Origin of the sequence: Candidatus Phyllobacterium onerii (assembly GCF_028331445.1) — a bacterium.
GTDB classification, from domain to species: domain Bacteria; phylum Pseudomonadota; class Alphaproteobacteria; order Rhizobiales; family Rhizobiaceae; genus Phyllobacterium; species Phyllobacterium onerii.
The window spans coordinates 249,690-275,002 of the sequence record NZ_JAQMHX010000007.1 but is presented as its reverse complement, the minus strand read 5'-3'; the positions used below and the strand labels follow the sequence as shown (position 1 = coordinate 275,002).

The 25,313-nt window shown below is 57.1% G+C and carries 21 protein-coding genes; 10 read left to right on the top strand and 11 right to left on the bottom strand.

Annotation, left to right across the window (positions count from 1 at the left end):
* Positions 1 to 130: 130 nt before the first annotated feature.
* From rplT to infC, 4 genes are all read right to left on the bottom strand, one after another.
* Positions 131 to 532, bottom strand: coding sequence for a 50S ribosomal protein L20 (gene rplT / locus PHA01_RS18010; RefSeq protein WP_271897753.1), 402 nt, complete (start codon positions 530 to 532; stop codon positions 131 to 133).
* Positions 533 to 571: 39 nt separating this feature from the next.
* Positions 572 to 772 carry a 50S ribosomal protein L35 gene (gene rpmI, locus PHA01_RS18005; protein ID WP_106713409.1) on the bottom strand — a complete coding sequence of 67 codons (201 nt, stop codon included), beginning with the start codon at positions 770 to 772 and terminating at the stop codon, positions 572 to 574.
* Between the two features lie 193 nt (positions 773 to 965).
* Positions 966 to 1,583 (bottom strand): methyltransferase family protein, encoded by a 618-nt coding sequence (locus PHA01_RS18000; protein ID WP_271897826.1) that lies wholly within the window; start codon positions 1,581 to 1,583, stop codon positions 966 to 968.
* Between the two features lie 80 nt (positions 1,584 to 1,663).
* Positions 1,664 to 2,200 (bottom strand): translation initiation factor IF-3, encoded by a 537-nt coding sequence (gene infC / locus PHA01_RS17995; protein WP_112524829.1) that lies wholly within the window; start codon positions 2,198 to 2,200, stop codon positions 1,664 to 1,666.
* Between the two features lie 213 nt (positions 2,201 to 2,413).
* On the opposite strand from infC, the gene PHA01_RS17990 reads away from it, so the two are divergent.
* From PHA01_RS17990 to PHA01_RS17945, 10 genes are all read left to right on the top strand, one after another.
* Positions 2,414 to 3,205, top strand: a complete 792-nt coding sequence (locus PHA01_RS17990; protein WP_271897752.1) for an alpha/beta hydrolase — start codon at positions 2,414 to 2,416, stop codon at positions 3,203 to 3,205.
* 13 nt (positions 3,206 to 3,218) lie between these two features.
* On the top strand, positions 3,219 to 4,373 hold the full coding sequence (locus PHA01_RS17985; RefSeq protein WP_271897751.1) for a benzoate/H(+) symporter BenE family transporter: 1,155 nt from the start codon (positions 3,219 to 3,221) through the stop codon (positions 4,371 to 4,373).
* A 107-nt stretch (positions 4,374 to 4,480) separates the two neighbouring features.
* Positions 4,481 to 4,933, top strand: a complete 453-nt coding sequence (locus PHA01_RS17980) for a DUF2852 domain-containing protein (RefSeq protein ID WP_271897750.1) — start codon at positions 4,481 to 4,483, stop codon at positions 4,931 to 4,933.
* Positions 4,934 to 5,037: 104 nt separating this feature from the next.
* The gene (locus tag PHA01_RS17975) at positions 5,038 to 5,796 is read left to right on the top strand and encodes a M48 family metallopeptidase (RefSeq protein ID WP_271897749.1); all 759 of its coding nucleotides are present in this window, start codon (positions 5,038 to 5,040) and stop codon (positions 5,794 to 5,796) included.
* A complete protein-coding gene (locus tag PHA01_RS17970; RefSeq protein WP_271897748.1) occupies positions 5,796 to 6,437 on the top strand; it encodes a YdcF family protein in 642 nt (213 codons plus the stop codon). Before PHA01_RS17975 ends, PHA01_RS17970 begins: the two co-directional genes overlap by 1 nt.
* A gap of 59 nt (positions 6,438 to 6,496) precedes the next feature.
* A complete protein-coding gene (locus tag PHA01_RS17965) occupies positions 6,497 to 7,156 on the top strand; it encodes a phosphoribosylanthranilate isomerase (RefSeq protein WP_271897747.1) in 660 nt (219 codons plus the stop codon).
* A 56-nt stretch (positions 7,157 to 7,212) separates the two neighbouring features.
* Positions 7,213 to 8,463 carry a tryptophan synthase subunit beta gene (gene trpB, locus PHA01_RS17960; RefSeq protein ID WP_224507568.1) on the top strand — a complete coding sequence of 417 codons (1,251 nt, stop codon included), beginning with the start codon at positions 7,213 to 7,215 and terminating at the stop codon, positions 8,461 to 8,463.
* A gap of 2 nt (positions 8,464 to 8,465) precedes the next feature.
* On the top strand, positions 8,466 to 9,305 hold the full coding sequence (trpA, locus tag PHA01_RS17955; protein ID WP_271897746.1) for a tryptophan synthase subunit alpha: 840 nt from the start codon (positions 8,466 to 8,468) through the stop codon (positions 9,303 to 9,305).
* A gap of 41 nt (positions 9,306 to 9,346) precedes the next feature.
* Entirely contained in the window at positions 9,347 to 10,267 is a 921-nt protein-coding gene (gene accD / locus PHA01_RS17950) for an acetyl-CoA carboxylase, carboxyltransferase subunit beta (RefSeq protein WP_271897745.1), read from the top strand.
* A gap of 30 nt (positions 10,268 to 10,297) precedes the next feature.
* Entirely contained in the window at positions 10,298 to 11,626 is a 1,329-nt protein-coding gene (locus tag PHA01_RS17945) for a bifunctional folylpolyglutamate synthase/dihydrofolate synthase (RefSeq protein ID WP_271897744.1), read from the top strand.
* 129 nt (positions 11,627 to 11,755) lie between these two features.
* Here PHA01_RS17945 and trxA read toward each other — a convergent pair whose 3' ends face one another.
* The 7 genes from trxA to ahcY form a co-directional block, all read right to left on the bottom strand.
* Entirely contained in the window at positions 11,756 to 12,079 is a 324-nt protein-coding gene (trxA, locus tag PHA01_RS17940; RefSeq protein ID WP_112524851.1) for a thioredoxin, read from the bottom strand.
* A gap of 191 nt (positions 12,080 to 12,270) precedes the next feature.
* Entirely contained in the window at positions 12,271 to 15,768 is a 3,498-nt protein-coding gene (addA, locus tag PHA01_RS17935; RefSeq protein WP_271897743.1) for a double-strand break repair helicase AddA, read from the bottom strand.
* Entirely contained in the window at positions 15,765 to 18,905 is a 3,141-nt protein-coding gene (gene addB / locus PHA01_RS17930) for a double-strand break repair protein AddB (RefSeq protein WP_271897742.1), read from the bottom strand. Before addB ends, addA begins: the two co-directional genes overlap by 4 nt.
* On the bottom strand, positions 18,898 to 19,623 hold the full coding sequence (locus PHA01_RS17925) for a nucleotidyltransferase family protein (protein ID WP_271897741.1): 726 nt from the start codon (positions 19,621 to 19,623) through the stop codon (positions 18,898 to 18,900). The genes addB and PHA01_RS17925 overlap by 8 nt, the downstream gene beginning before the upstream one ends.
* Before the next feature lie 3 nt (positions 19,624 to 19,626).
* Positions 19,627 to 21,135, bottom strand: a complete 1,509-nt coding sequence (tsaE, locus tag PHA01_RS17920; RefSeq protein WP_271897740.1) for a tRNA (adenosine(37)-N6)-threonylcarbamoyltransferase complex ATPase subunit type 1 TsaE — start codon at positions 21,133 to 21,135, stop codon at positions 19,627 to 19,629.
* Positions 21,136 to 21,142: 7 nt separating this feature from the next.
* A complete protein-coding gene (locus tag PHA01_RS17915; protein ID WP_271897739.1) occupies positions 21,143 to 23,560 on the bottom strand; it encodes a sensor histidine kinase in 2,418 nt (805 codons plus the stop codon).
* 321 nt (positions 23,561 to 23,881) lie between these two features.
* Positions 23,882 to 25,282, bottom strand: coding sequence for an adenosylhomocysteinase (gene ahcY, locus PHA01_RS17910; protein ID WP_271897825.1), 1,401 nt, complete (start codon positions 25,280 to 25,282; stop codon positions 23,882 to 23,884).
* Between the last annotated feature and the right edge of the window lie 31 nt (positions 25,283 to 25,313).

Below are 25,313 nucleotides of genomic sequence, written 5' to 3'. Positions count from 1 at the left end.
AGACCCCTGTCATTTCTCTCGAAATAACCGCCTCTTGCTCGTCGATGCAGAAAAATCGAAAAACCCGCGCCAGCCGAGCCAGCGCGGGTTTCCCAAATCTAAATTTCCGGAATGCTTTGGGAGCGCTGGCTTAGTGAACAGCGCCTTCAAAAGCGTTCGGAGTTGTATTCTTGAGATATTCAAGCGCCTTCTTGGCAGAAACCACGAGCGAGCCGAATGCCTCCGGCTCGTGGATCGCGAGATCCGACAGAACCTTGCGGTCAACCTCGATACCCGACTTCGACAGACCGTCGATGAAACGGCTGTATGTCAGGCCATGTTCGCGGACAGCGGCGTTGATACGCTGGGTCCAGAGCGCGCGGAAAGTACGCTTCTTGTTCTTGCGGTCGCGATAAGCGTACTGCTTCGAACGATCGACAGCGGCCTTGGCAGTCTTGATGGTATTCTTGCGACGGCCACGGAAACCCTCGGCCTGCTTCAGAACTTTTTTATGCTTGGCGTGGGACGTAACGCCCCGTTTTACACGTGCCATGATATGATCTCCTTACTGAGATGGATAACGTTTGCCCGATCAGAGACCGTTAGGCAGGAACTTTTTCACGATTTTCGCATCTGGCTCGGAAAGAACCATCGTGCCGCGCGCGTCACGAATGAATTTGTTCGAACGTTTGATCATGCCATGGCGTTTGCCAGCGGCGGCGGCTTTGATTTTGCCAGTTCCGGTGATCTTGAACCGTTTCTTGGCAGCAGATTTGGTCTTCATCTTGGGCATTTTGCTACTCCTGATTTTTTAGGCCTATGCCATTTCTGCGAAATGACTGCCTCTCGTTTTTGACTTCAGGCCGACCAAAGCCTGAAAGCATACAAAACCGCCACGGCATGCCCTGCCGGGCGGTTTGAACGCGTGCTTATTACCAGAAGTCAGAAAAAGCGCAACAGTTGAATCGCGTGAGCCGGCGAAAAGCCTAGTAGAGGCGTAACAGAACCGGCAAAATGTGTTCGCCTTGCAGATATTCCACGAACTCGAGCAATGGATAGGATACGAAGAACACCAGTCCATCTGTAAGCGTCCTATAAAGCATGGACGACTTGACGGTCAGCACTTCGGTTTCTTTGTAAAGGGATAATTTGGGGAAGAAGCGCGGCACTTCCCGCTTATAGTTTGTGTAGGTCTCGCCGAACACCTTTTCGAGATAACCCTCTTCGGCCGTGATGACGAACTGGAAGGCAATGTAGCAAATCACAGCGAGCGCGAGCGACACAGTCAGACTGCCGGTCATCATGCCGATGCCGAATGCGCCGATCGTGCTGAAGACATAGAGGGGATTGCGGCTCATCGAGTAGGGCCCGAGACGGACGATCTCCGAGCTTTTGCGTCCGCCGATGTAGAGCGTGCACCACATGCGTCCAAGAATCGTCAGGACAATCACGCCGATACCGAAATCCTCGATATACTCATGCACGCGATCATTGCTCCATGCGGAGCGAATGGTGAGAAGGGCAACCAGGATCAGCCCGATGACGATTGCAACGGCAATGCGTCTGCGATGTTGAAACCGGGACATGTCTTTGAGAGAGTTCAGTTCCGCCATGATGGCCCTTCGAATTCGATTCATATAGAAAAGCCGCCCGAAGGCGGCTTTTCTATGGAAGTTTGTTGGCTTCAGCGCGGCGCCAGAACCATCATCATCTGGCGGCCTTCTAACTTTGGCTCGGCCTCGACCTTGGAAATTTCGACCGTATCTTCCTTGACGCGATCCAGAAGCCGCATGCCGAGTTCCTGGTGAGCCATTTCACGGCCACGGAACCGCAATGTCACCTTGACCTTGTCGCCCTCTTCGAAGAAACGCTTGATCGCCTTCATCTTCACATCATAATCATGCGTGTCGATATTCGGGCGCATCTTGATCTCTTTGATTTCGACGGTCTTCTGCTTCTTGCGCGCTTCAGCAGCTTTCTTCTGGCCCTGGTATTTCAGCTTCCCGAGATCGACGATCTTGCAGACCGGCGGCTCGGCATTGGGCACGATCTCGACGAGATCGAGTCCAGCCTCATCGGCCATCGCCAGTGCTGCTTGAATAGTGACTATGCCGTGGTTTTCACCTTCGGCATCAATGAGCTGTACCTGAGGTACGCGGATATCGCGGTTGGAACGAGGTCCATCTTTCTGGACCACCTGGGCTCTAAAGGGTCGACGAATGGCAGTAATCTCCTTGAATTATTTCGGACCCGCAAATAGCACCGTCAGGCCGGGGCCGCAATGCTTCTGTGCGCGGGCGCATGCCAATATCATTATTTTTGGGAAAAATCACGCCAATCAAACATAGGTTTATTTCAGATTTATGCAATGTTGCGGACTTCAACGATGAACTTTGCCGTGGCAAAAGGCCGATCACGACACGGAGTTACCCTTATGAATGCACCCCTGCCCCAGTTCCTGACCGTCAACGGCCTCGATATTGCACTGCGCCGCCGCGAAGGCAGCACGCCCGGCATTGTATGGCTGGGGGGCTATTACTCGGACATGCTGGGCAGCAAAGCCCAATGGCTGGATCAGTGGGCCGCGGAACGCGGTGCGGCCTTCCTTCGGCACGACTATTCGGGCCATGGCGAATCCGGCGGCGAATTCCGCGATGGCACGATCTCGTTGTGGCTGGAGCAAAGCCTTGCAGTATTTCGCGCGTTTTCCTCCGGCCCGCAAATCCTTGTCGGCTCGTCCATGGGCGGATGGATCGCCTTGCGCATGATCGAGGAATTGCAAAGGACTGGTGAAGGCGGGCGGGTCGCAGGTCTGGTGCTCATTGCACCGGCGCCGGATTTCACCTCGGAACTCGTCGAGCCGCAACTGACAAATGATCAGCGCCGGCAGATCGCCGAACGCGGTTATATGGAAGAACCGTCCGATTATTCGTCCGTACCCTACATCTATACCAAGGCTTTGCTCGAAGACGGCAAGACCAACCAGGTTTTGAAGGGTGTCATCCAGACCGATTGTCCTGTCCACATCCTTCAAGGTATGGAGGACAAGGACGTGCCCTATACCCATGCCCTGCGATTAATGGATCACCTGCCCGTCGACGATGTGACGATTACGCTGGTGCGCGACGGCGATCATCGCCTGTCGCGTCCGCAAGACCTTGATCTTCTGACCCGAACCGTGTCTTCAATGGTTGAAAGAGTCAAACTCCTTCATCCGTTCCAATAGGTTCCCAGGCTCCATGCGCTTTTCCGTGATCGCTTCCGCTGTCGTCGCTGCTGTCGTCGGCTTTGGCGGAACGCTTGCACTTATCATCGCGGCAGCGCAGGCACTCGGCGCCACGCAGGCCGAAACTGCAAGCTGGGTGACTGCATGCTGTCTCGCGATGTTCCTCGCGACAGGCTATCTGAGCTGGCGTTACAAGATGCCGATCATAGCCGCATGGTCAACGCCCGGACTGGCGCTCATCGGGGGCTCGATAGGCTTTACCATGCCACAGGCGGTGGGGGCGTTCATCGTCACCGCGATAGCGATCATTCTCACCGGGTTGATCAAACCGGTTTCTGCCTTTGTCTCCAAGATTCCGGCATCGATAGCGTCGGGCATGCTGGCCGGTGTGCTGTTTGCGTTCCTGATCGGCGCCGCGAGAACCATACCCATAGACCCGGTTTTTGTACTGCCTCTCATCGCGCTCTTCTTCATCATCCGCCTGTTCAACCCGGCCATGGCGGTGCTGGCCGTCCTTTTCGGTGGGGTGATTTATGCTTTTGTCAGCGGCCGTGTTGCCAGCGTCCCCGGTGTCGAGCTTTCGACGCTTACACTCATCATGCCGGTCTTCGACATGCGCGCGATGATCGGCCTGGCGTTGCCGCTTTATCTGGTCACCATGGCATCGCAGAACCTGCCGGGCTTTGCCGTGCTTCGCGCAGCGGGCTACGAGCCGCCAACGGCGGCGGCACTGCAGGTCACCGGTCTGGTTTCCCTTATCACGGCGCCGTTCGGCGCTCACACAAGCAACATGGCGGCAATTTCTGCTGCGATCTGCACCGGTCCGGACGCGCATCCCGACCCGGAAAAGCGCTGGCTGACCGGCCCGTTCTATGCACTGTCCTATCTGATCTTTGCGATTTTTGGGGCGTCGCTGGTTGCCCTGTTTGCTGTATTGCCTGCGCCGCTCATCGCCCTCGTCGCGGGTCTCGCGCTCATCGGGGCGTTTACCAATGCCCTGTCGCTGGCGCTCAAAGTCGAACATGAGCGGCTGGCGGCGATCGTTACCTTTGCCGTCACGGCCTCCGGTATTAGCATTGCAGGGATCGGCGCCGCCTTTTGGGCCCTGGTGGCTGGACTTCTCGTCATAGCCATCGACTACGCAAAGAAACGTTTCGTATTTCAATGATTTGGAGCATTTGAAATCACAGTTTCTTGAAAAGCCGCAAAGTCTTTCCCATGTCGATATCAATCGGCCAATAGGGGCCGGGCTTTTGTGATAGGGAAGGGCTTTAGATGAACACTTCTGCTTTAATCCGTCCAGGCTGGTCTCCGGCGACCATCGCTCTGATGATTATCGGGTTCATGTTGTTCTGGCCTCTCGGTTTGGCCATGCTTGCCTACATTGTCTGGGGCAACCGTTTCGGCGGTTTCAAGCACGAAATGAACAATGCGGCCGATAATGTTTGCGGTGCGTTCCGCCGCAGCCGCCGTTCTCAGCATTTCGGCCGCGGCCCATTCGGTACTGGCAATGTCGCCTTTGACGAGTGGCGCGAGAAGGAACTGCAGCGGCTCGACGAAGAACGCCGCAAGCTCGAAGAGATGCGAACCGAATTCGAAGACTATGCCCGCGAGCTCCGGCGCGCCAAGGACCGGGAAGAGTTCGATCGTTTCATGGCCGAGCGGAATGCTGCGCCAAAGAAACCTTCGGGTTCTGTTCCAGGTGTGAATGACGCCGACCAGGAATAGGGACTTAAGGTCGGTTCCTGGAAATTCGATTACTATGGCGGCGCCTTGTGGCGCCGCCTCTGTTTTGTCTCACCGGTTTTGCTCGAATCAATTAAAGTAGTTCTATGATCCTGTCCCTGTTCCGCAGCCCGCCGAAACAATCCGCGACGCTTAAAGCCGAGCGGAGTTATGAGGTCGCGGGCCGGGTCCTGCCGCTGCGGGTCATGGAAAATCCGCGAGCGACGCGGTTGACACTGCGCATCGATGCGGGTGGCAAGGGTCTACGCATGACCGTGCCGCCGGGCATACCTGCGCGGGAAGTCGAAAAATTTCTCGTCCGTCACGAAGGCTGGATCGAGACCCGCATTGCGAAAATGCCCGATCAACCGAACGTACGCCCGGGTGTGAAGATCCCCGTACGCGGCGTGCCACATCTCATCGTGCACGAACCAGCAAAGCGTGGAACTGTGCGGCAGGAAAACGGAGCGGAGGGGCCAAGGCTGATCGTCTACGGCGACCGTCCGCATCTCGCCCGGCGCGTTGGCGACTTCTTGAAACGAGAGGCGCGACGCGACCTGGAAATGCTCGTCGCCCGTCACACGACAACTGTTGGGCGGCGCGCAAAGGCTGTTCGCCTGAAAGATACAAAGAGCCGCTGGGGCTCATGCACATCGGACGGCACATTATCTTTTTCCTGGCGCATCATGATGGCGCCACCACCGGTTATCGACTATCTCGTCGCACATGAAGTGGCCCATTTGAAAGAGATGAACCACGGTCCGAAATTCTGGAAATTGTGCGGCGAGCTTTGCCCCGACACAGAGCGCTGCAAAGCCTGGCTGAAACGCAATGGCAGCGCCTTGCAGGCTATCGATTTCAACTGATGGAACGCGCTTTTTCACCTGCCGTTTTGCAGGCGGCAAGAACGCTGTGGAATTTTCATCTCATCTATGACGAACTGTCTGAGGTCGATGTGATCATTGGTCTCGGCAGCTACGACTTGCGCGTCGCCGATCGTTGCGCCGAGCTGTTTCACCAGCGCATGGCCAAAAAAATTCTCTTTACCGGCAAATCCGGCAATTGGACCAACAATCTGTTCGATGGCAGTGAAGCTGACGCGTTTGCCAGTCGTGCCAGGGAACGGGGTGTTCCTGCGGACGCGATCCTGATTGAACCGCAAGCCACCAATATCGGGGAGAACATCCGCTTTTCACGTGCAATGGCGAAGGGTCAGGTGGCTCGCATCATCATTGTCACCAAGCCCCAGACCCAGCGCCGCGCCTATGCGACGGTCCGGGCACAATGGCCCGAAGTATCGGCACTCGTCACTGCACCAATGACGCGCTTCGAAGAACAACCGATCGAAGCCTACTCGTTTGAAATGTTCGTCCACGAAATGGTCGGCGACGTGCAGCGAATACGCGACTATCCGTCCAAAGGCTTCCAGATAGCGCAATCCATCCCTGCATCTGTCGCGGATGCGTTCGATTTCCTTGTTAAAGAAGGCTATCACCACCATCTCTAACCATTGACCAAATGCGCAAAATCCTCGACTTTGACGCATTTTCGTGCGAGTGGCGGCTTATGAGCCTCGATATCAAGATATGCGGGTTGAAAACCGACGAAGCAGTGGCTGCGGCACTGGACGGCGGCGCATCTCATATCGGCTTCATTTTCTTTCCGAAAAGCCCCCGCTATGCCGATCCTCGCGAGGCTGGCCGTCTGCGTCAGGCTGCCAGGGGGCGCGCGATAGCAGTCGCTGTGACTGTCGATCCGGATGACGTCACGCTCGACACGATTGTTGCTGCGATGCAGCCGGACATGCTCCAATTGCATGGCGATGAGAGCGTTAACCGGGTTGCGGACATCAAGGCCCGTTATGGCTTGCCGGTCATGAAGGCACTTGCCTTGCGCGAACGCGGCGATCTTGAACAGATCAAGCCGTATATCGGCGTGGCCGATCGCTTCCTTTTTGACGCCAAACCACCAAAGGGATCGGAGCTTCCTGGCGGAAACGGTGTTTCTTTTGACTGGCGGGTGCTGAGTGAGCTTGACGCCTCTACCGATTACATGCTTTCCGGTGGTCTCAACGCGAGTAATATCGCCGAGGCGTTACGGGCGACGAATGCACAAGGCATCGACATTTCCTCCGGCGTCGAGTCTGCACCGGGCGTGAAGGATGTTGGCCTGATCAAGGATTTTTTCCGGGCTGTGCGCGCTGCCAAAAGCGCTGATGCGGCCTGAATATAAGAGGCGGTCGTTTTAACAAAGCGACAGAGCCTCAAGATTGGAGTGATGCAGTGAACACGGTGGTTGAACCCAATTCATTCAAGACAGGCCCTGACGAGGAGGGCATGTTCGGCATTTTCGGTGGGCGTTTTGTTGCCGAGACCCTGATGCCGCTGATTCTTGAATTGCAGCAGGCCTATGAAGACGCGAAGAACGATCCATCGTTCAAAGCAGAGCTTCAGGCCCTGTCAACGCACTACGCCGGACGGCCATCCAAGCTCTACTACGCAGAAGGCCTGACACAACATGTGCGCCAGCTGGCCAAGGATCAGGGCCTCGACGGCGGCGCAAAGATCTATTTCAAGCGCGAAGATCTGAACCATACCGGCAGCCACAAGATCAACAATTGCCTTGGCCAGATCCTGCTTGCAAAGCGTATGGGAAAGACCCGCATCATCGCGGAGACCGGCGCCGGCCAGCACGGCGTCGCGTCGGCCACGGTGTCCGCCCGTTTCGGCCTGCCTTGCGTGGTCTATATGGGCGCGACCGACGTCGAGCGGCAGAAGCCGAATGTGTTTCGCATGAAATTGCTCGGCGCCGAGGTCAAGCCGGTATCGTCTGGCCATGGCACGTTGAAGGACGCGATGAACGAGGCCCTGCGCGACTGGGTCTCTAATGTCGAGGATACCTATTACCTGATCGGCACCGCCGCTGGTCCGCATCCCTATCCGGAGATGGTAAGGGATTTCCAGTCGGTCATCGGTACTGAAGCCCGCGAGCAGATCCTCGAACGCGAAGGTCGCCTGCCGGACACCATCATTGCTGCCGTTGGTGGCGGGTCCAACGCAATTGGTCTGTTCCATCCCTTCCTTGACGACAAGAGTGTCGAGATCATCGGCATCGAAGCCGGCGGCCGTGGGCTGGATGGCGAAGAGCACTGCGCCTCGATGAGCGCGGGGCGTCCTGGCGTCTTGCACGGCAACCGCACTTATCTCTTGCAGAACAAGGACGGCCAGATCCTCGACGGTCACTCGGTTTCGGCCGGTCTCGACTACCCGGGCGTGGGGCCGGAGCATTCATGGTTGCGCGATACGGGCCGCGTTTCCTACGTACCGATACTCGACGATGAAGCTCTCGAAGCGTTCACCCTGACAACCCGCACCGAAGGTATCATTCCTGCACTGGAATCCGCCCATGCCATCGCCCATGCGGTGAAAATCGCGCCTAAGATGGCACAGGACAAGATCATGATCGTCAATCTTTCCGGGCGTGGCGACAAGGATGTGCATACGGTCGGGCAGCTTCTAGGGATGGACATCTGATCATGACGACGCGTATCGACAGAAAATTCGCAGCGCTCAGAGCTGAAGGGCGTCCGGCACTCGTGACCTATTTCATGGGCGGCGATCCGGACTTCGACACATCGCTGAAAATCATGAAGGGGCTGCCCGGCGCCGGTTCCGATATCATCGAGCTCGGTGTGCCATTCTCTGACCCCATGGCGGACGGACCTGCCATTCAGGCTGCCGGGTTGCGGGCCCTTAAAAAGGGCATGTCGCTGACGAAGACGCTCGATCTCGCCGCGCGCTTTCGGCAAACCGACGATACCACCCCGATCGTGCTGATGGGATACTACAACCCGATCTACATCTACGGCGTCGACCGTTTCCTTGTGGATGCCGTCGCCTCTGGCATCGACGGCCTGATCATTGTCGATCTGCCGCCGGAAATGGACGAAGAACTCTGCATTCCTGCGATCAAGGCCGGGATCAATTTCATTCGCCTGGCGACGCCAACAACTGATGACAAGCGTCTGCCGAAGGTCCTGCAGAACACATCGGGCTTTGTGTACTATGTATCGATGAACGGCATTACCGGATCGGCATTGCCTGATACGAGCCGGGTTGCGGCCGCTGTCGAGCGGATCAAGATGCATACGGACTTGCCGGTCGTCGTCGGCTTCGGCGTCAAGACCGCTGAGCAGGCCAAGGTAATCGGCTCCGCCGCAGACGGCGTTGTCGTCGGCACGGCGATCGTCAATGCTGTTGCTAACACGATCAATCCCGACGGTTCCTTGGTGGCCGATCCCGCCGAAGCCGTTGCCACGATGGTCAAAGGCCTTTCCAGCGGTGTGCGGGCGTCAAGTCTTGCGGCGGCCGAGTAAAGTTCCTAAATCAACCGTTTGCTAGAAGAACAGGACCGATCATGAACTGGATCACGAACTACGTCCGGCCCAAGATCAATTCGATGCTTGGTCGCCGTGAAATGCCGGAGAATCTCTGGATCAAGGATCCTGAATCCGGCGAAATGGTTTTCCATACGGATCTGGAAAAGAACCAGTGGGTCGTACCAACTTCCGGCCATCATATGCGTATCCCCGCAAAGGACCGGTTGAAGTTCTTTTTCGATGACGGTGTCTTTGAAGTGCTGGAACAGCCGAAAGTTGCGACAGATCCATTGAAATTCCGCGATGAAAAGCGCTACGTCGACCGGCTGAAGGAGCACCGCATCAAAACCGGCCAGGATGATGCGATCATCAACGCGCTTGGCACGATCGAGGGACTACCGATCGTCGTGACCATCCATGATTTTAGTTTCATGGGCGGTTCGCTCGGCATGGCGGCGGGTGAGGCGATCATCAAGGGTTTCGAAACCGCGATCGCCCAAAAGAAACCACTGGTGCTTTTCGCTGCGTCCGGCGGTGCTCGCATGCAGGAGGGAATTCTTTCCCTGATGCAGTTGCCGCGTACGACGGTCGGTGTCGAAATGCTGAAGGAAGCTGGTCTGCCTTATATCGTCGTCCTCACGAACCCGACGACAGGCGGCGTCTCGGCCTCTTACGCAATGCTTGGTGATATCCACATCGCCGAACCCGGTGCATTGATCGGCTTTGCCGGACAGCGCGTTATTGAACAGACCATCCGTGAAAAATTGCCCGAAGGGTTTCAACGCGCCGAATATCTGAAGACGCATGGGATGGTGGACATGGTCGTGCCGCGTACGGAATTGAAAGCGACGATTGCCCGGCTGTTGAAAATGCTGATGGGTGAAGCGGCCACGGAAATTGCTGAGGAACACCCCAACGAACAGGCCGTGGTGCCGGTACCGGTCGAAACCGAAGCTTGATGCCGACCTGCTTTTTGAATTGGCTGTGCAATGCCATCGCGTGCTGAACAAGAGATCGACCGGCTCCTCGGGCTCCACCCCAAGGGCTTCGATCTGTCTCTCGGCCGTATAACGCGCCTATTGGACACGCTGGGCAATCCGCAGCTGCGGATACCGCCGGTAATCCACGTCGCTGGCACCAATGGCAAGGGCTCTGCCGTCGCTTTCTCGCGGGCGCTCCTTGAAGCCGCGGGCTACACGGTGCACGTCCACACCTCGCCGCATCTCGTACGCTGGCATGAGCGCTATCGGATTGGCGCGCCCGGCGGCGGCAAGATCGTCGAGGACGATGTGCTGGCGGATGCGGTCAGGCGGGTTGCCGACGCCAATGCCGGACAGGCAATCACCGTCTTCGAAATCCTAACCGCCGTCACTTTCGTTTTGTTCTCTGAGCACCCGGCGGATGCTGTCATCCTCGAAGTTGGCCTTGGCGGGCGGTTCGATGCCACCAATGTCATTCCCGAGCCGGCCGTCAGTGTCATCATGCCCATTTCGCTCGATCACCAGCCCTATCTCGGTGATCGTGTGGAGCTGATTGCCGCGGAAAAGGCCGGCATCATCAAGCCGCGTTGCCCTGTTGTCATCGGAGCCCAGGAAGAAGAAGCCGTTCGCATGGTGCTGATCGAGACCGCCGAACGCCGCGATTGCCCCTTTACAGTGTATGGCCAGGATTTCCTCAGCTTCGAAGAACGCGGGCGCATGGTCTATCAGGACAACAAGGGACTGATGGACCTGCCTTTGCCGGCGCTGCTCGGCCGCCACCAGCTGGCGAACGCTGCGGCAGCAATCCAGGCGGTCAGAACAGCCGGTTTCAAGGTGCCGGAGCAGGCCGTCGAACGGGCGATGGCAAACGTCGAGTGGCCCGCCCGGATGCAGCGGCTCATCAAGGGCAAGCTGGTGGAGATGGCGGTCCCGGGCTCGGAAATCTGGCTTGATGGCGGACACAACCCCGGAGCGGGGCTGGTGATCGCCGAGGCGATTGCCACATTGGAAGATCGCAACCAACGGCCGCTGTTTCTGATCACCGGCATGATCAATACCAAGGATCCAGTTGGGTATTTTCAGGCTTTTACCGGCATGGCGCGGCACGTTTATACGGTGCCGATACGTTCCAGTGGCGCCGGGATTCCGCATGACGAGCTCGCGCTTGCTGCCAATGAAGCCGGGCTTTCGGCTGAACCTGTACATTCAGTCGAAAATGCTCTGAAGATTCTGGCGCATAGCTGGGATACATCCGAGCCGGCACCGCGAATTCTTATAGGCGGGTCGCTGTATCTGGCTGGCGACGTTCTTTCGGACAACGGCACGCCGCCTCTATAAAGCTCTGTTTTTATGCAAATTCCGGACGGAAACCCGGTTCCCACTTTTCCTGGAATTGCTCTCGAAAACTCCGCGCAACAAAAAGCCCGGCAGTAAACCGGGCTTTTTTCGTTCAAATGACTTGAACAATCAAGCAGCCGAATTCCTGATCCAGTCGGACAATTTGCTCTTCGGAGCAGCGCCGACCAGATTGGCAGCAAGTTCACCATCCTTGAACATCAGCAAAGTCGGGATCGAACGCACGCCGAACTGGGCAGCCAGTTCCGGATTTTCATCGATGTTGACCTTGGCGATCGTGATCTTGCCTTCCATCTCGGAGGCAATCTCTTCAAGAGCAGGGGCGATCATCTTGCACGGGCCGCACCATTCCGCCCAAAAATCAACGACGACAGGCTGGCCCGCCTGAATGACGTCGGACTGGAAATTGCTGGTGTCGATCTTGACGGTAGCCATGGGCTTTTCCTTGTGTGTTTGTGAATGTGTTGCACATCATGTGGTGAGTCGGCTCGCAATCGTCAAGCTCGGTGTTGTCACGATTCAGTGCAAACAGTCTGGTGGAGGCTGCAATCCTGCTTCGTTGCCGGCCCGCAGCAATCAATAATCAGCCTTACCACGTTTTGCATTTTCCAATCCATATCGTTTGCTCACACCATCCGACCGAGTGCGTCGCGCATCGCGTCCGCCGGGATCTCGATGAGGTGCGGACCTTCGGTGAAGAGCAATGCAGCTTCCACGGTCTTGCCGGGATAAAGCGGTTCCAGCAATTGGCGGTAAAGGGCGAGCTGCGCGATATACGCCTCCGGAACCTTAGCGAGGGTGGACGGGGGTGGACGGTTTGTCTTGTAATCCACGATTAGCACACGCTTTTCATCGGCTGCCAGCCTGTCGATCACGCCCGAAACAGCGTGATCCTTGCCGCGCAGATGCAGTGTCCCCATGATCGCCACTTCTGCAAGCGAGCCCGATGCGAAAACCGGCGCATAGCGTGGATCATCTATAACGCCGAGGACCGATTGCCAGGCATCTTCGATTTCCTGCCGGGGCCAGTCGGAGGCTGCGCGCGAAAGGTAGCGCTCCGCAGCTGGGACCCGTTGTTCGGCGGACAAGTTCGGCAGGGTCTGCAACAAGGCGTGGATGACCGTTCCACGGCGGATCGCGAAAGATGGATCACCCCCATCGCTTGTCAATACTGGCGAGCCGGTCATCACGGGCGCTTCGTCGTCCGGCTCGATCAAGACCGAGACGCCGGATGGTACAAGCGGTCTTGGCAGGCCGGCTTCTCGCGGCATGGGAGAGCGATAGGCCGCAGGAAATGGTTCGGCACGTGCCTCGGAGGGGGTGGCCAGTTCATCGATCGACGAGCGTGCACGCTCCGTCACACGATAACGCCTGGCGACCACAGTTTCTACGGGATGCTGGAATGGTTCGCTTAACTCGCCCAGGGCGGCTTCGACCAAACCATGCCAGGTTTCCGATGCCTGCCGTGGTCCGCGATAGCCGCAAACGATCAAGCGATCTTCGGCGCGCGTCATCCCGACATAAAGAAGCCGGCGATACTCTTCCTCGGCCCGAATTTTCAGATTATCGACGATTGCTCCCGTAAAGGCGGTTGCATAGGTCTTGCCAGGTACGAAGAGAAAACCTGGACCTTGCCAGCCATCTTTTTCCTGCAGCTTGAAAGAAAGCAAACTTGGCGTTCGACCGCCAGCCGATGCCGCACTGCCGGAATCGACCAGGAAAACGACGGCCGCCTCCAGCCCCTTGGCTGCGTGTACCGTCATGATACGAACTTCATTGCGGCTCTGATCGAGTTCGCGTTTGATCTCGGGGGTTGCGGCATCAAGAGTTTCGAGGAATGCCTGAAGTCCGGGGAGGCCGGTCTTTTCCGTAGCAACCGCATAGTTTTGAAACTCATCTATGACATCGCCGGCTTCATGGCCAAGTCTTGCCAACAGATCCCGTCTTGCGCCTCCCGGCCCCAAAATCTCCGCATAGAACTCGAACACTGGTACGGTGTCGGCCCGATTGCGCCAATTCTGCAATCGTTGCGCCGTTGCACTCACGATCAGATCATCGTCAGCACGCGCCTTCAGCCGTTGATAGAGTGTTTCATGTTCTGCCCGGCCATAAGCAAGGTCAAACAGTTGTTCATCATTCCACTTGAACAGTGGACTCTTCAACAGCGCCGCAAGGGACAGGTCGTCGGATGGCAGCAGCATGAACCGGCCAAGCGCCACCAGATCCTTGATGGCAATGTGGTCCGTGAGCTTCAACCTGTCAGCGCCGGCGACCGGGACGTGCCGCCTCTTCAGCTCACGCGACAAAGCTGGCATGAACTGATCGCGCTTGCGCACCAGTACCATGATGTCTCGCGCTTCGAGACGCCGGCCCTGCCCCTCAATTATCTCACCATTCTTTAGCCAGCTATCTATCGTCTCGGCGATCTGCTCAGCGAGCCGGACAGGTGGAGCAGGCAGGCTATCCACGGGCTTGCGCCAATCGTCTTCCTGCGGAGCGCTTTCTGGCGTGATCATATCCCATATCTGAACCTCGCCGGGGTCATGATCGCGAATGGGCGTATGGACAGTCGGGCCGTGTTCCCGTCCGAAGCCACGATTGGCCTCGGGCCGCGCAAAAACTTTATCGACGGCAGACAAAACATCGGGGGCCGAGCGAAACGAGAAGTTGAGATTGACACGCTCAAAACTCAATTCAGATTGCCTGGTGTTTCTTTCGGTCTCCCTGCCATGCTTGGCAAAATCCTCAGGAATAGCGCCCTGAAACGAATAAATGGATTGCTTTTCGTCACCGACGGCAAACAGCGTGCGCCGGATGTCGCGGGCGGATTTGCCGGCAAAAAATTCCGCGCTGAGCAGACGGATGACACGCCATTGATTGGGGCTCGTATCCTGCGCCTCATCGACCAGAATGTGATCGATACCTTTATCGAGCTTGTATTGTACCCATGGTCCAGCATCCTGACGCGACAGCAATCTCACTGTACGCACAATCAGATCGTCGAAATCGAGCAGACCATGCGTCTTTTTCATCTGCTGATAGCGGCCGATCAGATCGTCAATCAGAACCAACGCGGAAAGGGTAAGGCGAAGCACGCGCCATTGTTTAAGACGGTCCAAACCCCGGAATACGCGTTGTGCCGCTTGATCGTAACGATCGATAAAATCCGGATAACGGTCCGTTACCCCCTTGGTTGCGATATAGGAACCGCTTTTGGGATCACCCGTCGCTTTCAGGAACGCCGCTCGCAGCGCTTCCTCGCGTTGGTCGACTTGTTCGTTGAACTTCGCGTGAAGCAGAATCAACGCAAATTCTTGCGCCCGCGTTGCACTCTTTTGTATCTGCAGAATGCCGGACAACCTTGAGTGATCGAATTCGTCCACCGGCCAAAGCGTTGACAGAATGCTGCCTTCGGTCTCGTCGCCTTGGAAACCGAAGTGCGAATAAAAAGCCTGGCGGCGCAGATCATCATAACCGACTTCACCGATAAATTGTGTCAGATCGTGCCGTTTGTTTACTGCTTCATCGAGCAGTTGCTGCAGACCAAACTCTCCCGCGGCATCGAGCACATCGGCAAAAGCAGCAGCAAGCTCCGCGTTATGGTCAAGGCGCGCGGCTTGCAAAAGTTGGCGACGCGCTTCGCCGACCAGCGCGACCTGCATCATGTCATCCATCAACTCAAAATGGCCAGCAATATTAGCCTCGAGCGGGAATTGATGGAGGATCGCTTCACAAAAAGCGTGGATGGTCTGAATCTTGAGCCCGCCCGGCGTTTCCAGCGCCCGTGCAAACAGGCGTCGCGCTTGTGCCAGCCGTTTCGGCCCGGGGCGATTGCCATCGATCTTCTCGATGGTCTGGGCCAATGCACCTTCATCCAATGTTGCCCAATCGGACAATCGCGCAAAAACGCGGTTCTGCATGACCGCTGCTGCTGCCTTGGTGTACGTCAAGCAAAGAATCTTGGAGGGATCGGTTCCGTCTAGCAGCAGGCGAATGACGCGTTCCGTCAGTACATGCGTCTTCCCTGACCCGGCGTTGGCCGAAACCCAGACGGAATCCTTCGGATCGGCTGCCTTGTTTTGATTGGCAATCGTTTCTATCGGGATGTTGCGCGGCGCCTTCATTCGCCGTCACCGCTATCGTCAGCGCCGCCCGCCGACCATTCCAGCACACGTGCGAGATGATCGTAGTCCCCGGTCAAATCGCTTTCCTTGAATGGCAGTGCCCGCGAAAGGTAGCCTTTGTGCGGGTCGCGATAAGCGGTGAGCAACTCGGTCAGGCGATGCCACGAAAGCTCGCCAAGCTCCGGACCTGACTTTTCGCTGCTATTGGAGCCGCTACCAATCTTCAGGATCGATTCCGGATCAACCTTGCCGTTGGGACGGAGCCGCACATAGAGCAGATCTGCAGCATCGCGCGCGCCAACTTCGTGGAAGGCTCCGCGCGCCAGTAGTGCTGCCTCGAGTGCAAGCTGCGGGGACAAAAGCACATGCGCCTGGCGCTTGGATGGTGTCGAACCGGTCTTGTAGTCGATAATCTCGGCCAAACCGTCGCTCCGTAGATCGACGCGGTCAGCACGGCCAGAGAGCGTCACGCCGGTCGTTTCAACGGGAATCTTTCTTGAAGCAATTTCTGGATGACGTGCCGTTATAAGGTGGGCCCGTTGCCGTTCCCATTGGAGGTATTCCGGAACCAACGATTGAAATCGCGGCCACCACACCGCATCGATTTCTTCCGGCAAGGCCACTTCATCGAAAAAGCGCCGTCCGATTTCCAGCAGACGTGCGGATGCATCGGCGTTCTGCGGATCGACGCCCTCTGCAGTGAAATTTGCCAGGATATCGTGGAACAGAGAGCCGCGCTCTGCGACGTCGGGATCGCGGATCAGCGGTTCGATAGGGCGCAGGCGCAGGATGCGCCGGGCAAAGATCGCGTAGGGATCGCGCCTGAGCGTCTCAATTTCTGTGACGGAGAAGTGCTTTGGCCGCGCGCCTAAAGGCGGCTTGGGTTCGGGCCGCTTGACGAAATCTTCGTCTGGTGCAGTATCGATCTCCCGCGCCCAGTTCAGGTATTTTGCACCTTGCACGCGCAATTCAGTAGTTGCAGTTTTGCCAAGAACTGTTTCGAGGCGTTGTAACCAGCGCGACGCGACCGTCGGAGCGTTGGCGGCGCGCTGCGCCCGCGTGAGAATGACGCGGTCCATTCCCATCGCCATCTGGAAATCATGCGCTGCAAGGCCGGTGCGCCGTTCTGGAGGTTCAAGATTGACGATCGATTTCATTGGCCGCGACATGAAGGGATCATTGCGGGTTTTTCCCGGCCACGTCCCTTCGTTCAGACCGCCGATGACGACCGTATCGACCGTCTGCAAACGGGCTTCCAGTGCCCCCCAGATAAAGAGGCGGGGATGCGCACCGGCCTTAGGCTTCACGACCTCTCCGGCGACCAGCGCCTCGATCATCGACGGCCATTCGGAAGGCATGAACTCCAGTCCTGCATCTGCCGATATCAAATTGCGCAGGAAGGCTGCGAACTGTTCGCCAGCAGCGCCGGAATAGAGCGCCGCAATATCGCCTTGGTCGTCCCGTGCCAGATTTTCCAGACTGGCGACAGTGGCGTGGATAATCTCCGCGATCTCCACCGGGGCTTCTCTGGGAGCAAAGACCGCCAGCGGTTGCATGCATTGCGAGAGCGCTTCGCAGGCCGAGCGGGCAGCCTCGATCTGCGCAACGGTAATCTGCCGGAGCCACCCGGGTTCAAATGGCGTTGTGCTTGCGTCCGAAAGGCGTTTTTCGAAGAAGGAACGCAGGCCAGACAATGTAGCCCGACCCGTGCCCCCTCGAAGCGACACGAGTTCAATGGTTTCCGCAGCTTGCCTAACAGCGGAACGTTCTAGACCGAGCCGGGTCAATGGATGTTTGAGAAGCGCGAGCAGTGCGACCGGATCGCCCGGATTGAAGACTGTTTCCAGTGCTAGCCGCATCAGTGTGGCTGGCTGCGTTTCGCGCAGGGCATGACCGCCGGAATCATCGGCTGTGATATTGAAGCGTGCGAGCTCGGTCGAGACACGGCGCGCAAGTTCGCGATCCGCAGTGATCAAGGCTGCCGTCTTGCCTGGCTGGTTAATCGCATCACGCAAGGCGACAGCGACCGCGAGAGCTTCTTCCCGTTCATTCGCCGCCTCCACCAGCGCACTAGGCGCGATGGCAGCCAAGAACCTGCCATCGCCACGGTCGATATCGGCCCAGGCTTCACTCGTGTCTGCGGGGCGCATCGCCTCGGCCAGCAAAGCCTCGCGCGCACGTTTTGGCGCTACGGCGTCTCCCAGCTGAATGACGTCCCGACGCAGAACGCCGAGCTGGCTCAAGAGCTTTCTCAAACCATATTGTGGGTGACCGAAGATCGATGGGCTATCGATGGTATTGGCCAGAAGTTCCCAACTTGCCGCGTCCATGTCACGATCGACGCCGGGCAGGACCAGAGCACCTTGTGGCAGGCGAGCGATGGCGGCGAGCAGCTGTGCGGTGGCGGGTATGGAACCCGTGGAACCGGCGGCAATAACCGGCCCGGCGGGCGGGCTGCGCAACAGACGCTCGGCTTCGAGTTCTATCAGCCGATTGCGATGTGCGGCAGGATTGGATCGATGCCGGCTGGCAAGAACGTCGGGCCAAAGACTGGTGACTATCCCCAAAAAATCCAGAGTTACCTGCCACCAGTTCGGCAGATCCTCCGACACAATGTTGGATAGCGACGACCATCCCATCGCTTCGGTCTCAACCTGGTCCATCAAGCTTGCAAGATCGCGCGCCAGCCAGATCGCATCGGCGGTCGTAGCCGGGATCGCGATCTCTTCGTTGCCGAAAAGTGCCCGGACGTGGTTGGGCAGACGTTCGCGCCAAGGCCTCACCAGCCGCGCGAGCAGCAGCAAGCGTTCTGTCGAGCCTATTGGTGGCAGGAGATCGAAAAATGCATCCGATCCCATATCGAACATTGCCGCATCCTCGTCCACATCACCGAGGGGCCTGATGATGGGGAGGATAGCAGATTTGGCGGGGCTCGTTTCGACCAGCAAAGAGCGCAGAGTGCGTGCAGCGCGGCGTGTCGGCACGTAGATCATAGCCTGTGCGAGCGCCATGGGATCCGACGGATCCGCAGGATATCCGGGCACAAGTATGCCCGATCGCAACGCATCAACAAGAGCGGGCAGAAACGGAATGCCCGGTGCTATGGAGAATATGCGCGAATGTCCGTGCTCAACCATTGACCGTCTGTCTGGCGATGGCGGCTTCCGCCTCGCCAATCGCATCAGGTGTTCCGACCGTCAGCCACATGCCCTCCATCCGCCGACCATAAAGCCGGTCCGTGGCGATCGCCGCATCAAAATAGCGATTGAGCGAGGCCTTGCCCGCCACGGCGCCTGTGAAAATTCGCGGATGGATAATGGCTGCACCGGCATAAATATTGGGCGACGTTTCGCCGATTCCGAGGCGGCGCAGGCGACCGTCGTTGTCCATGTCGAAATCGCCGCGCCCATCATAGCCGGTGGCCTGATCCTTTGCTGCAATCATCAGCAGAATATCCATGCGCGCATCATCCCATCCTTCAGCCAACAGGACAAGATTGGGCTTCGGTCCATCCACCCAAAAAGTGTCGGCGTTGACCACATAGAAAGGATCGGATCCGATCTTCGGGAGAGCATTGATGATACCGCCGGCGGAATCGAGCAGTTCATCGCGCTCGTCCGAGACGATAATCGCGGGTGTCCTGCGTTGCGCCAGATGTGCATCAACCTGATCGGCAAGATAGTGGACGTTAACGATAGCTCGCTCGACGCCCACATTTTCAAGCGCCTCGAGTCCCCAATCAATTAATGGTTTGCCGGCTACTTTTACCAGTGGTTTCGGCATCGTATCGGTAATTGGAGCCATGCGCCTGCCAAGACCGGCTGCCAAGACCATTGCCGTATGCGGACCTGCCATCAATCAAATCTCCGAAGAAAGTATTCCTGCCTTTTCGCACCATTGCTTGACCGGCGCCAGTGCGGGATGAACAATAACCCGATTAAGATAGGACCGGATACGCGGCAGATGCTTCAGATAGAAAGACTTGCCGTCGCGCTCGTCGAGCCGAACGAAAATGCCGAGTATCTTGGCGTTGCGCTGTGCCGCCATGATAGCGAACGCCTTGCGAAACAAAGTTTCGTCGAAACCGGGATCAGCCGAGCGCCGTTCGTCGATATAGGCGCCAAGCAAATGGTCCTGTATGTCCGGGGCAATCGTCACGCGCGCATCGAAGATCAATGACGCCACGTCATAGGCTGACGGTCCAATCATGGCGTCCTGAAAATCAATAAGCCCCACACGATTGATACCCGTTTTGTTTTCGCGCCATAGGATGTTGGGTGAGTGAACATCGCGCAGGAGAAGGCTTTTCTCCGTATTAATTAGTTGGCTGAATACTTTATCCCATGCGGCCACAAATTCCGCCTTTTGGGCGGGTCCGAGCGCTGCTCCACTTATCCGCGGCACATACCAATCGGACAGAAGCTCGACCTCAATCATCATAGCATCGCGATCGAAATCGTGGATGCGATGGGAAATGCCTTCGCCTAAATCGATGTCCTTTGGCCAGGATTGCTGGTGCAGAGTTGCCAGCAAACGAACCGTCGCTTCATAACGTTCGAGGATTGGCGCCCCTTCAGTACCCAGTAGGCCTTCGCTGCCGAGATTTTCGAGGATCAGAAAACCGTTCTCCAAGTCCTGTGCGGCGATTTTCGGCACCGTGAAGCCGCGCGAGGCGAGCAGCCTGTCAAGTGCGGCAAACGCAGTCACGGATTGGGAAAGGTGCGCGATTTGCATATAGGTCTTGCCGTCGCGAAGCACCGGACCACCTGGATTGTAGGGCGAATTCATCAGGATAAACGGAATCCCCTTGCCCATCGGAATGGTTTCATAACCACGGGCTGAAGCATCGCCAAGGAGGTAGCGCCGCTCAACCGTGACGAATCCTTCTTTGGCGAGAAACTCGCGAATTGTCAGGGAGCGTTGCAGCCGCGCCAATGCAGCCGGTTCGCCCTCGATCAATGCCTTCCGGCCGTCGCCGTCATTCACAAGCGTCACCTTCAAGCTGAACGCTGATAATGCGTCCCCCGCCCGTTCCGGCCACTCTACCACGACGATGCCATCCTCCAGGGCTTCATCAAGACCGAGCTCATCCACCTCATCGGCGGAAGTCAGGCGAAAAAGATCGACATGACTTATTGGCAGGCGCAACTCCGGATAAGACTGCACGATGGTGAAGGTCGGGCTCGGCACTTCATAAAGATTGTCATCGGCGATGGTACGTATCAGTCCCCGTGCGAGCGTCGACTTGCCGGCGCCGAGATCTCCGGACAATGTGACGAGATCCCCCCTGCGCAACGCCAGTGCCAGATCCTGGCCAAGCCTTGTCGTATCCTCGGGTGTTGCAAGTTGAATGATGATTGATGTCATGGAGAGTTTATTCGGCAGCGATGCTGAATGTGCGCGCCTCCACCGGGAACCGGCAGGTAACCAGCGTGCCCTTGCCGGCACCGCTATCGATATCGACCGTACCGCCATGCAATTCAACAAAACCCTTGACTATGGAGAGTCCGAGGCCGGCTCCACGCTTGCGGCCGCCATTGGGATAGGGCTGGAAGCGCTTGAAGATGCTGTCGAGAACATAATCCGGCATGCCTGGGCCATTGTCCTTGACGCTGAATACCATTTCAGCCTGATCGCGCCAGCATGCGAGCGTCACCGTGCTGCCTTCAGGCGCGTAGTTGGCAGCATTGCTGAGAAGATTGGATAGAACCTGCTTGACCCGGCTGGCATCGGCACGAAACGAACCCGTTCCTGGTGCGATGCGGATGTCGAGCAGGATATTATGCTCCCTGAATCGTTCCGCTACCTTCTCGGATGCAGTGGCGATAGCATCGGTGACCGACACATCGCTGATATCGAGCTCCATGATGCCGGCGTCCACAGTAGCGAGATCGAGAATGTCGTTGACAATCGTCAGCAGCACCGAAGAGGACGTGCCGATGTGATCGAGATAATCGCGTTGACGGTCATTGAGCGGCCCCGTCATCGGCGTCTGCAGAAGCTCGGTAAAGCCGATGATATTGGTTAAAGGCGATCGCAGCTCATAAGAGACATGCTGGACGAAATCGTTCTTCAACTCATCCGTCCGCTCAAGTGCCTCGTTCTTTTCCTTCAGCGCCCGCTCCACTTGCACCGAGTCCGTCACATCAACGAAGGTCAGCATGGTCTGACCGTTTGGCAGCGGCGCCGTCGCATAGTAGAGAATTTTGCCTGAGCTGAGTTCGAGATGTCCCGAGAGGGACAGTCGCTCGTCGTCAAAACCAGTCACGGTGGTGACAAAGTTTTCCCAATGCGCAGCATCCGAGACCGGCTCGCACAACCGGCGAATGGCGGAAATGTGCATACCTTCAGAGATTTGCTCGCGCTTCAGCGACCAGAGGGAAGCGAAAGCAGGATTCGATAGACGTATCTTCCCGTCTGAACCGAAAACGGCGACGCCTTCCGCCAGATGGTCCAGCGTCTGACCCTGCACCTTGATCAATGTGTTGTAACGGCTTTGCAGCTCGAGCTTCTCTGTAAGGTTTTCGAAGACCCAGGTCACCCCGCCCTTCGGCTGCGGATTGACGATGACACGCAGCGTGCGCCCATCGGTCAGATACCAGATATGCTCCTGCGACTCGACCGAATGATAGGCCGACAAGACCGTTTCCTTCCATCGGCGCCAATCTTGCTGTTCCGGCAGGATTCCATCACTACGGAAGCGATCGAGCAGCATCGCATTGTCAGGGCTACTCTCGAGGAATGCCGTGTCCAGTCCCCAGAGCTTGGCAAACGCCTGGTTGTGGAACTGCAGCTTGCGATTGGCGTCGAACATCGCGACGGCAGTATTCAGCTGGTCGAGTGTATCCGAATGATTGAGAACCGTTCGCTTGAACTCTTCGCGGATCAGTTCGACTTCGCTGACGTCGGTAGCGAGGCCGGCCGAGCCCGCACTACTGGCTACATCGGTGACCCGGAAGACATGACGATCGCCACCAACCACTGTCGAAAGCTGATCCTGAAAGCGCCTGTTTGCTACCTTGTCGCGTTCGATCTTTTCTCGCGCCTGTGCGCCGAACAATTCGCGACCGTCCCGAATCGCAATCTGTGGATCGCGAACATCAACAGCCTTGGCATAGGCCATGTTCACCCAGTTGAGACGGCCATCCCCATCACGGCTCCAGGACGGCATATCGATCGATTCCAGCAAGCCGCGTAGTGTGGTGACCGCCTCATTAAGCTGATAATTTTCAGACTTCAGGAGCGCCTGCGCGACCCGTGTCTCACCGAGATTGATGAAACGCACTATTGCATAACCGCCAGAGGTGCGGCCCTGAACTTCCAGCGGTGCGCCCTTCGAGGTTTCAACCGCAATGTCGAATGGACGTGCTTTTTCGCGCAAAGCCGAGATGGAACGATCAAGCAGCGTAACGGAATCGACACGCAGCCATCGTCCGAAGGCCAAAAATAGCGCGCGGCCCTCTGGTACGCCAATCTCCGGAGGAAGGGTGCCGATGAGATTGGGCGTACTCGAAGCGCCTTCCCACACGATCACACGCTGATCCTTGAGATTAAGCAGAGCCTCATTGCGCTGGACCGTTACGTTGAGGTCCGCAACCTTGTCCCGCAGCTGGCGATTTTCTTGGGCAATACGACTGCGCTCGCGAATTAGCCAGCCAGCGGAAAGCAGCGCTGCACCCATAGCGCCGAGGAAAATAGCGAACTGCACGACTTCGAACGTACCGACCTCTACGCCAAAGGGTGTCGTGATTTTTCCGAGCGCGTCCTGTGCACGAGCCGATGGGGAAGACATCAACAGGACTGGCAGGGCTGAACTTGTGCCTTTAGCCAGGATCCTCCGCAGTCTGTTCAGCACCGGTCCGTGTGCTGCATCTTTACTGCGAACATCACTTGTCCCAATTTTCATATCAACCGTCGCTGCCCCATCCTGACGAATACCGGTTATTCCCTTCCGCCTGCTTTTTTAAGCAAGCGGCCCACCTGGAACACCGTCATCCCGAATCACTACAATAAACCTTGAGCGAATCGACGGGAAGAACTAGGCGCAAAAAAGAAAACCGGAGGATTTGTCAATCCTCCGGTTTCTATATCTTGTGGGTATATACCAATCAGATCAATATCTGTAGTGGTCAGACTTGAAAGGACCCTTCGGCGTCACACCAATATAGGCAGCCTGTTCTTCCGAAAGCACCGACAATTTTGCGCCAAGCTTGTCCAGATGCAAGCGGGCGACCTTTTCGTCGAGGTGCTTCGGCAGGACATAGACTTCGTTCTTGTACTGCTCGCCGCGGCTATAAAGCTCGATCTGAGCCAAAACCTGATTGGTGAACGAGGCGGACATGACGAAGCTTGGATGGCCCGTAGCATTGCCGAGGTTGAGGAGGCGGCCTTCCGATAGAAGCAACAGCCGCTTGCCATCCGGGAACGAAATCATGTCGACCTGCGGCTTGATGTTGTTCCACTTGAGATTGCGCAGGGCAACGACCTGAATCTCGTTATCGAAGTGACCAATATTGCCGACGATAACCATGTCCTTCATCGCGCGCATGTGCTCGATGGTGATGACGTCCTTGTTGCCCGTCGTCGTGATGATGATGTCGGCAGTCGGGGCCGCATCTTCGAGCGTCACAACCTCGAAACCATCCATAGCGGCCTGCAACGCACAGATCGGATCGACTTCCGTCACCTTGACGCGGGCACCGGCACCAAGCAGCGACTGGGCCGAACCTTTGCCCACATCGCCGTAACCGCAGACGACAGCGACCTTGCCAGCCATCATTACGTCGGTAGCGCGGCGGATACCGTCAACCAGCGATTCCTTGCAGCCATACTTGTTGTCGAATTTCGACTTGGTCACGCTGTCATTGACGTTGATTGCAGGGAAAGGCAACAAGCCCTTCTTCTGCAGCTGATACAGGCGATTAACGCCGGTCGTGGTCTCTTCAGTGACACCCTTGATGGCATCGCGCTGCTTGGTGAAGAAGCCAGGCGTTTCTTTCATGCGCTTTTTGATCTGTGCGAAGAGGATTTCCTCTTCCTCGCTCTCCGGCTTCGACAAAACATCTTCGCCAGCCTCGGCACGTGCTCCGATAAGAATGTACATCGTGGCATCGCCACCATCGTCGAGGATCATGTTGGAAGGCTGACCATCCGGCCACTGGAAAATCTTGTCCGTATAGGTCCAGTACTCTTCGAGTGACTCGCCTTTGACGGCAAAAACCGGCGTTCCGGTTGCAGCAATCGCTGCGGCGGCGTGATCCTGTGTGGAGAAGATATTGCACGAGGCCCAGCGAACTTTCGCGCCAAGCGCCTGCAACGTCTCGATCAAGACCGCTGTCTGGATCGTCATGTGGAGCGACCCGGTGATGCGCGCGCCCTTAAGCGGCTGTGTCTTGCCGAATTCTTCGCGGCTGGCCATCAGGCCCGGCATTTCTGTTTCGGCGATATCCATTTCCTTGCGGCCCCATGCGGCCAGCTCAAGGTCCTTGACGATGTAATCCTGTGTGTCGGCCATCTCGTTCAGCTCCGTCTTCGTTTTCATTTGG

Coding starts and splice junctions, on each gene's coding strand:
- rplT (WP_271897753.1), bottom strand. CDS start 532: ATGGCACGTGTAAAACGGGGCGTTACGTCCCACGCCAAGCATAAAAAA.
- rpmI (WP_106713409.1), bottom strand. CDS start 772: ATGCCCAAGATGAAGACCAAATCTGCTGCCAAGAAACGGTTCAAGATC.
- PHA01_RS17990 (WP_271897752.1), top strand. CDS start 2,414: ATGAATGCACCCCTGCCCCAGTTCCTGACCGTCAACGGCCTCGATATT.
- PHA01_RS17985 (WP_271897751.1), top strand. CDS start 3,219: ATGCGCTTTTCCGTGATCGCTTCCGCTGTCGTCGCTGCTGTCGTCGGC.
- PHA01_RS17980 (WP_271897750.1), top strand. CDS start 4,481: ATGAACACTTCTGCTTTAATCCGTCCAGGCTGGTCTCCGGCGACCATC.
- PHA01_RS17975 (WP_271897749.1), top strand. CDS start 5,038: ATGATCCTGTCCCTGTTCCGCAGCCCGCCGAAACAATCCGCGACGCTT.
- PHA01_RS17970 (WP_271897748.1), top strand. CDS start 5,796: ATGGAACGCGCTTTTTCACCTGCCGTTTTGCAGGCGGCAAGAACGCTG.
- PHA01_RS17965 (WP_271897747.1), top strand. CDS start 6,497: ATGAGCCTCGATATCAAGATATGCGGGTTGAAAACCGACGAAGCAGTG.
- trpA (WP_271897746.1), top strand. CDS start 8,466: ATGACGACGCGTATCGACAGAAAATTCGCAGCGCTCAGAGCTGAAGGG.
- accD (WP_271897745.1), top strand. CDS start 9,347: ATGAACTGGATCACGAACTACGTCCGGCCCAAGATCAATTCGATGCTT.
- PHA01_RS17945 (WP_271897744.1), top strand. CDS start 10,298: ATGCCATCGCGTGCTGAACAAGAGATCGACCGGCTCCTCGGGCTCCAC.
- trxA (WP_112524851.1), bottom strand. CDS start 12,079: ATGGCTACCGTCAAGATCGACACCAGCAATTTCCAGTCCGACGTCATT.
- addA (WP_271897743.1), bottom strand. CDS start 15,768: ATGAAGGCGCCGCGCAACATCCCGATAGAAACGATTGCCAATCAAAAC.
- addB (WP_271897742.1), bottom strand. CDS start 18,905: ATGGTTGAGCACGGACATTCGCGCATATTCTCCATAGCACCGGGCATT.
- PHA01_RS17925 (WP_271897741.1), bottom strand. CDS start 19,623: ATGGCAGGTCCGCATACGGCAATGGTCTTGGCAGCCGGTCTTGGCAGG.
- tsaE (WP_271897740.1), bottom strand. CDS start 21,135: ATGACATCAATCATCATTCAACTTGCAACACCCGAGGATACGACAAGG.
- PHA01_RS17915 (WP_271897739.1), bottom strand. CDS start 23,560: ATGTCTTCCCCATCGGCTCGTGCACAGGACGCGCTCGGAAAAATCACG.
- ahcY (WP_271897825.1), bottom strand. CDS start 25,282: ATGGCCGACACACAGGATTACATCGTCAAGGACCTTGAGCTGGCCGCA.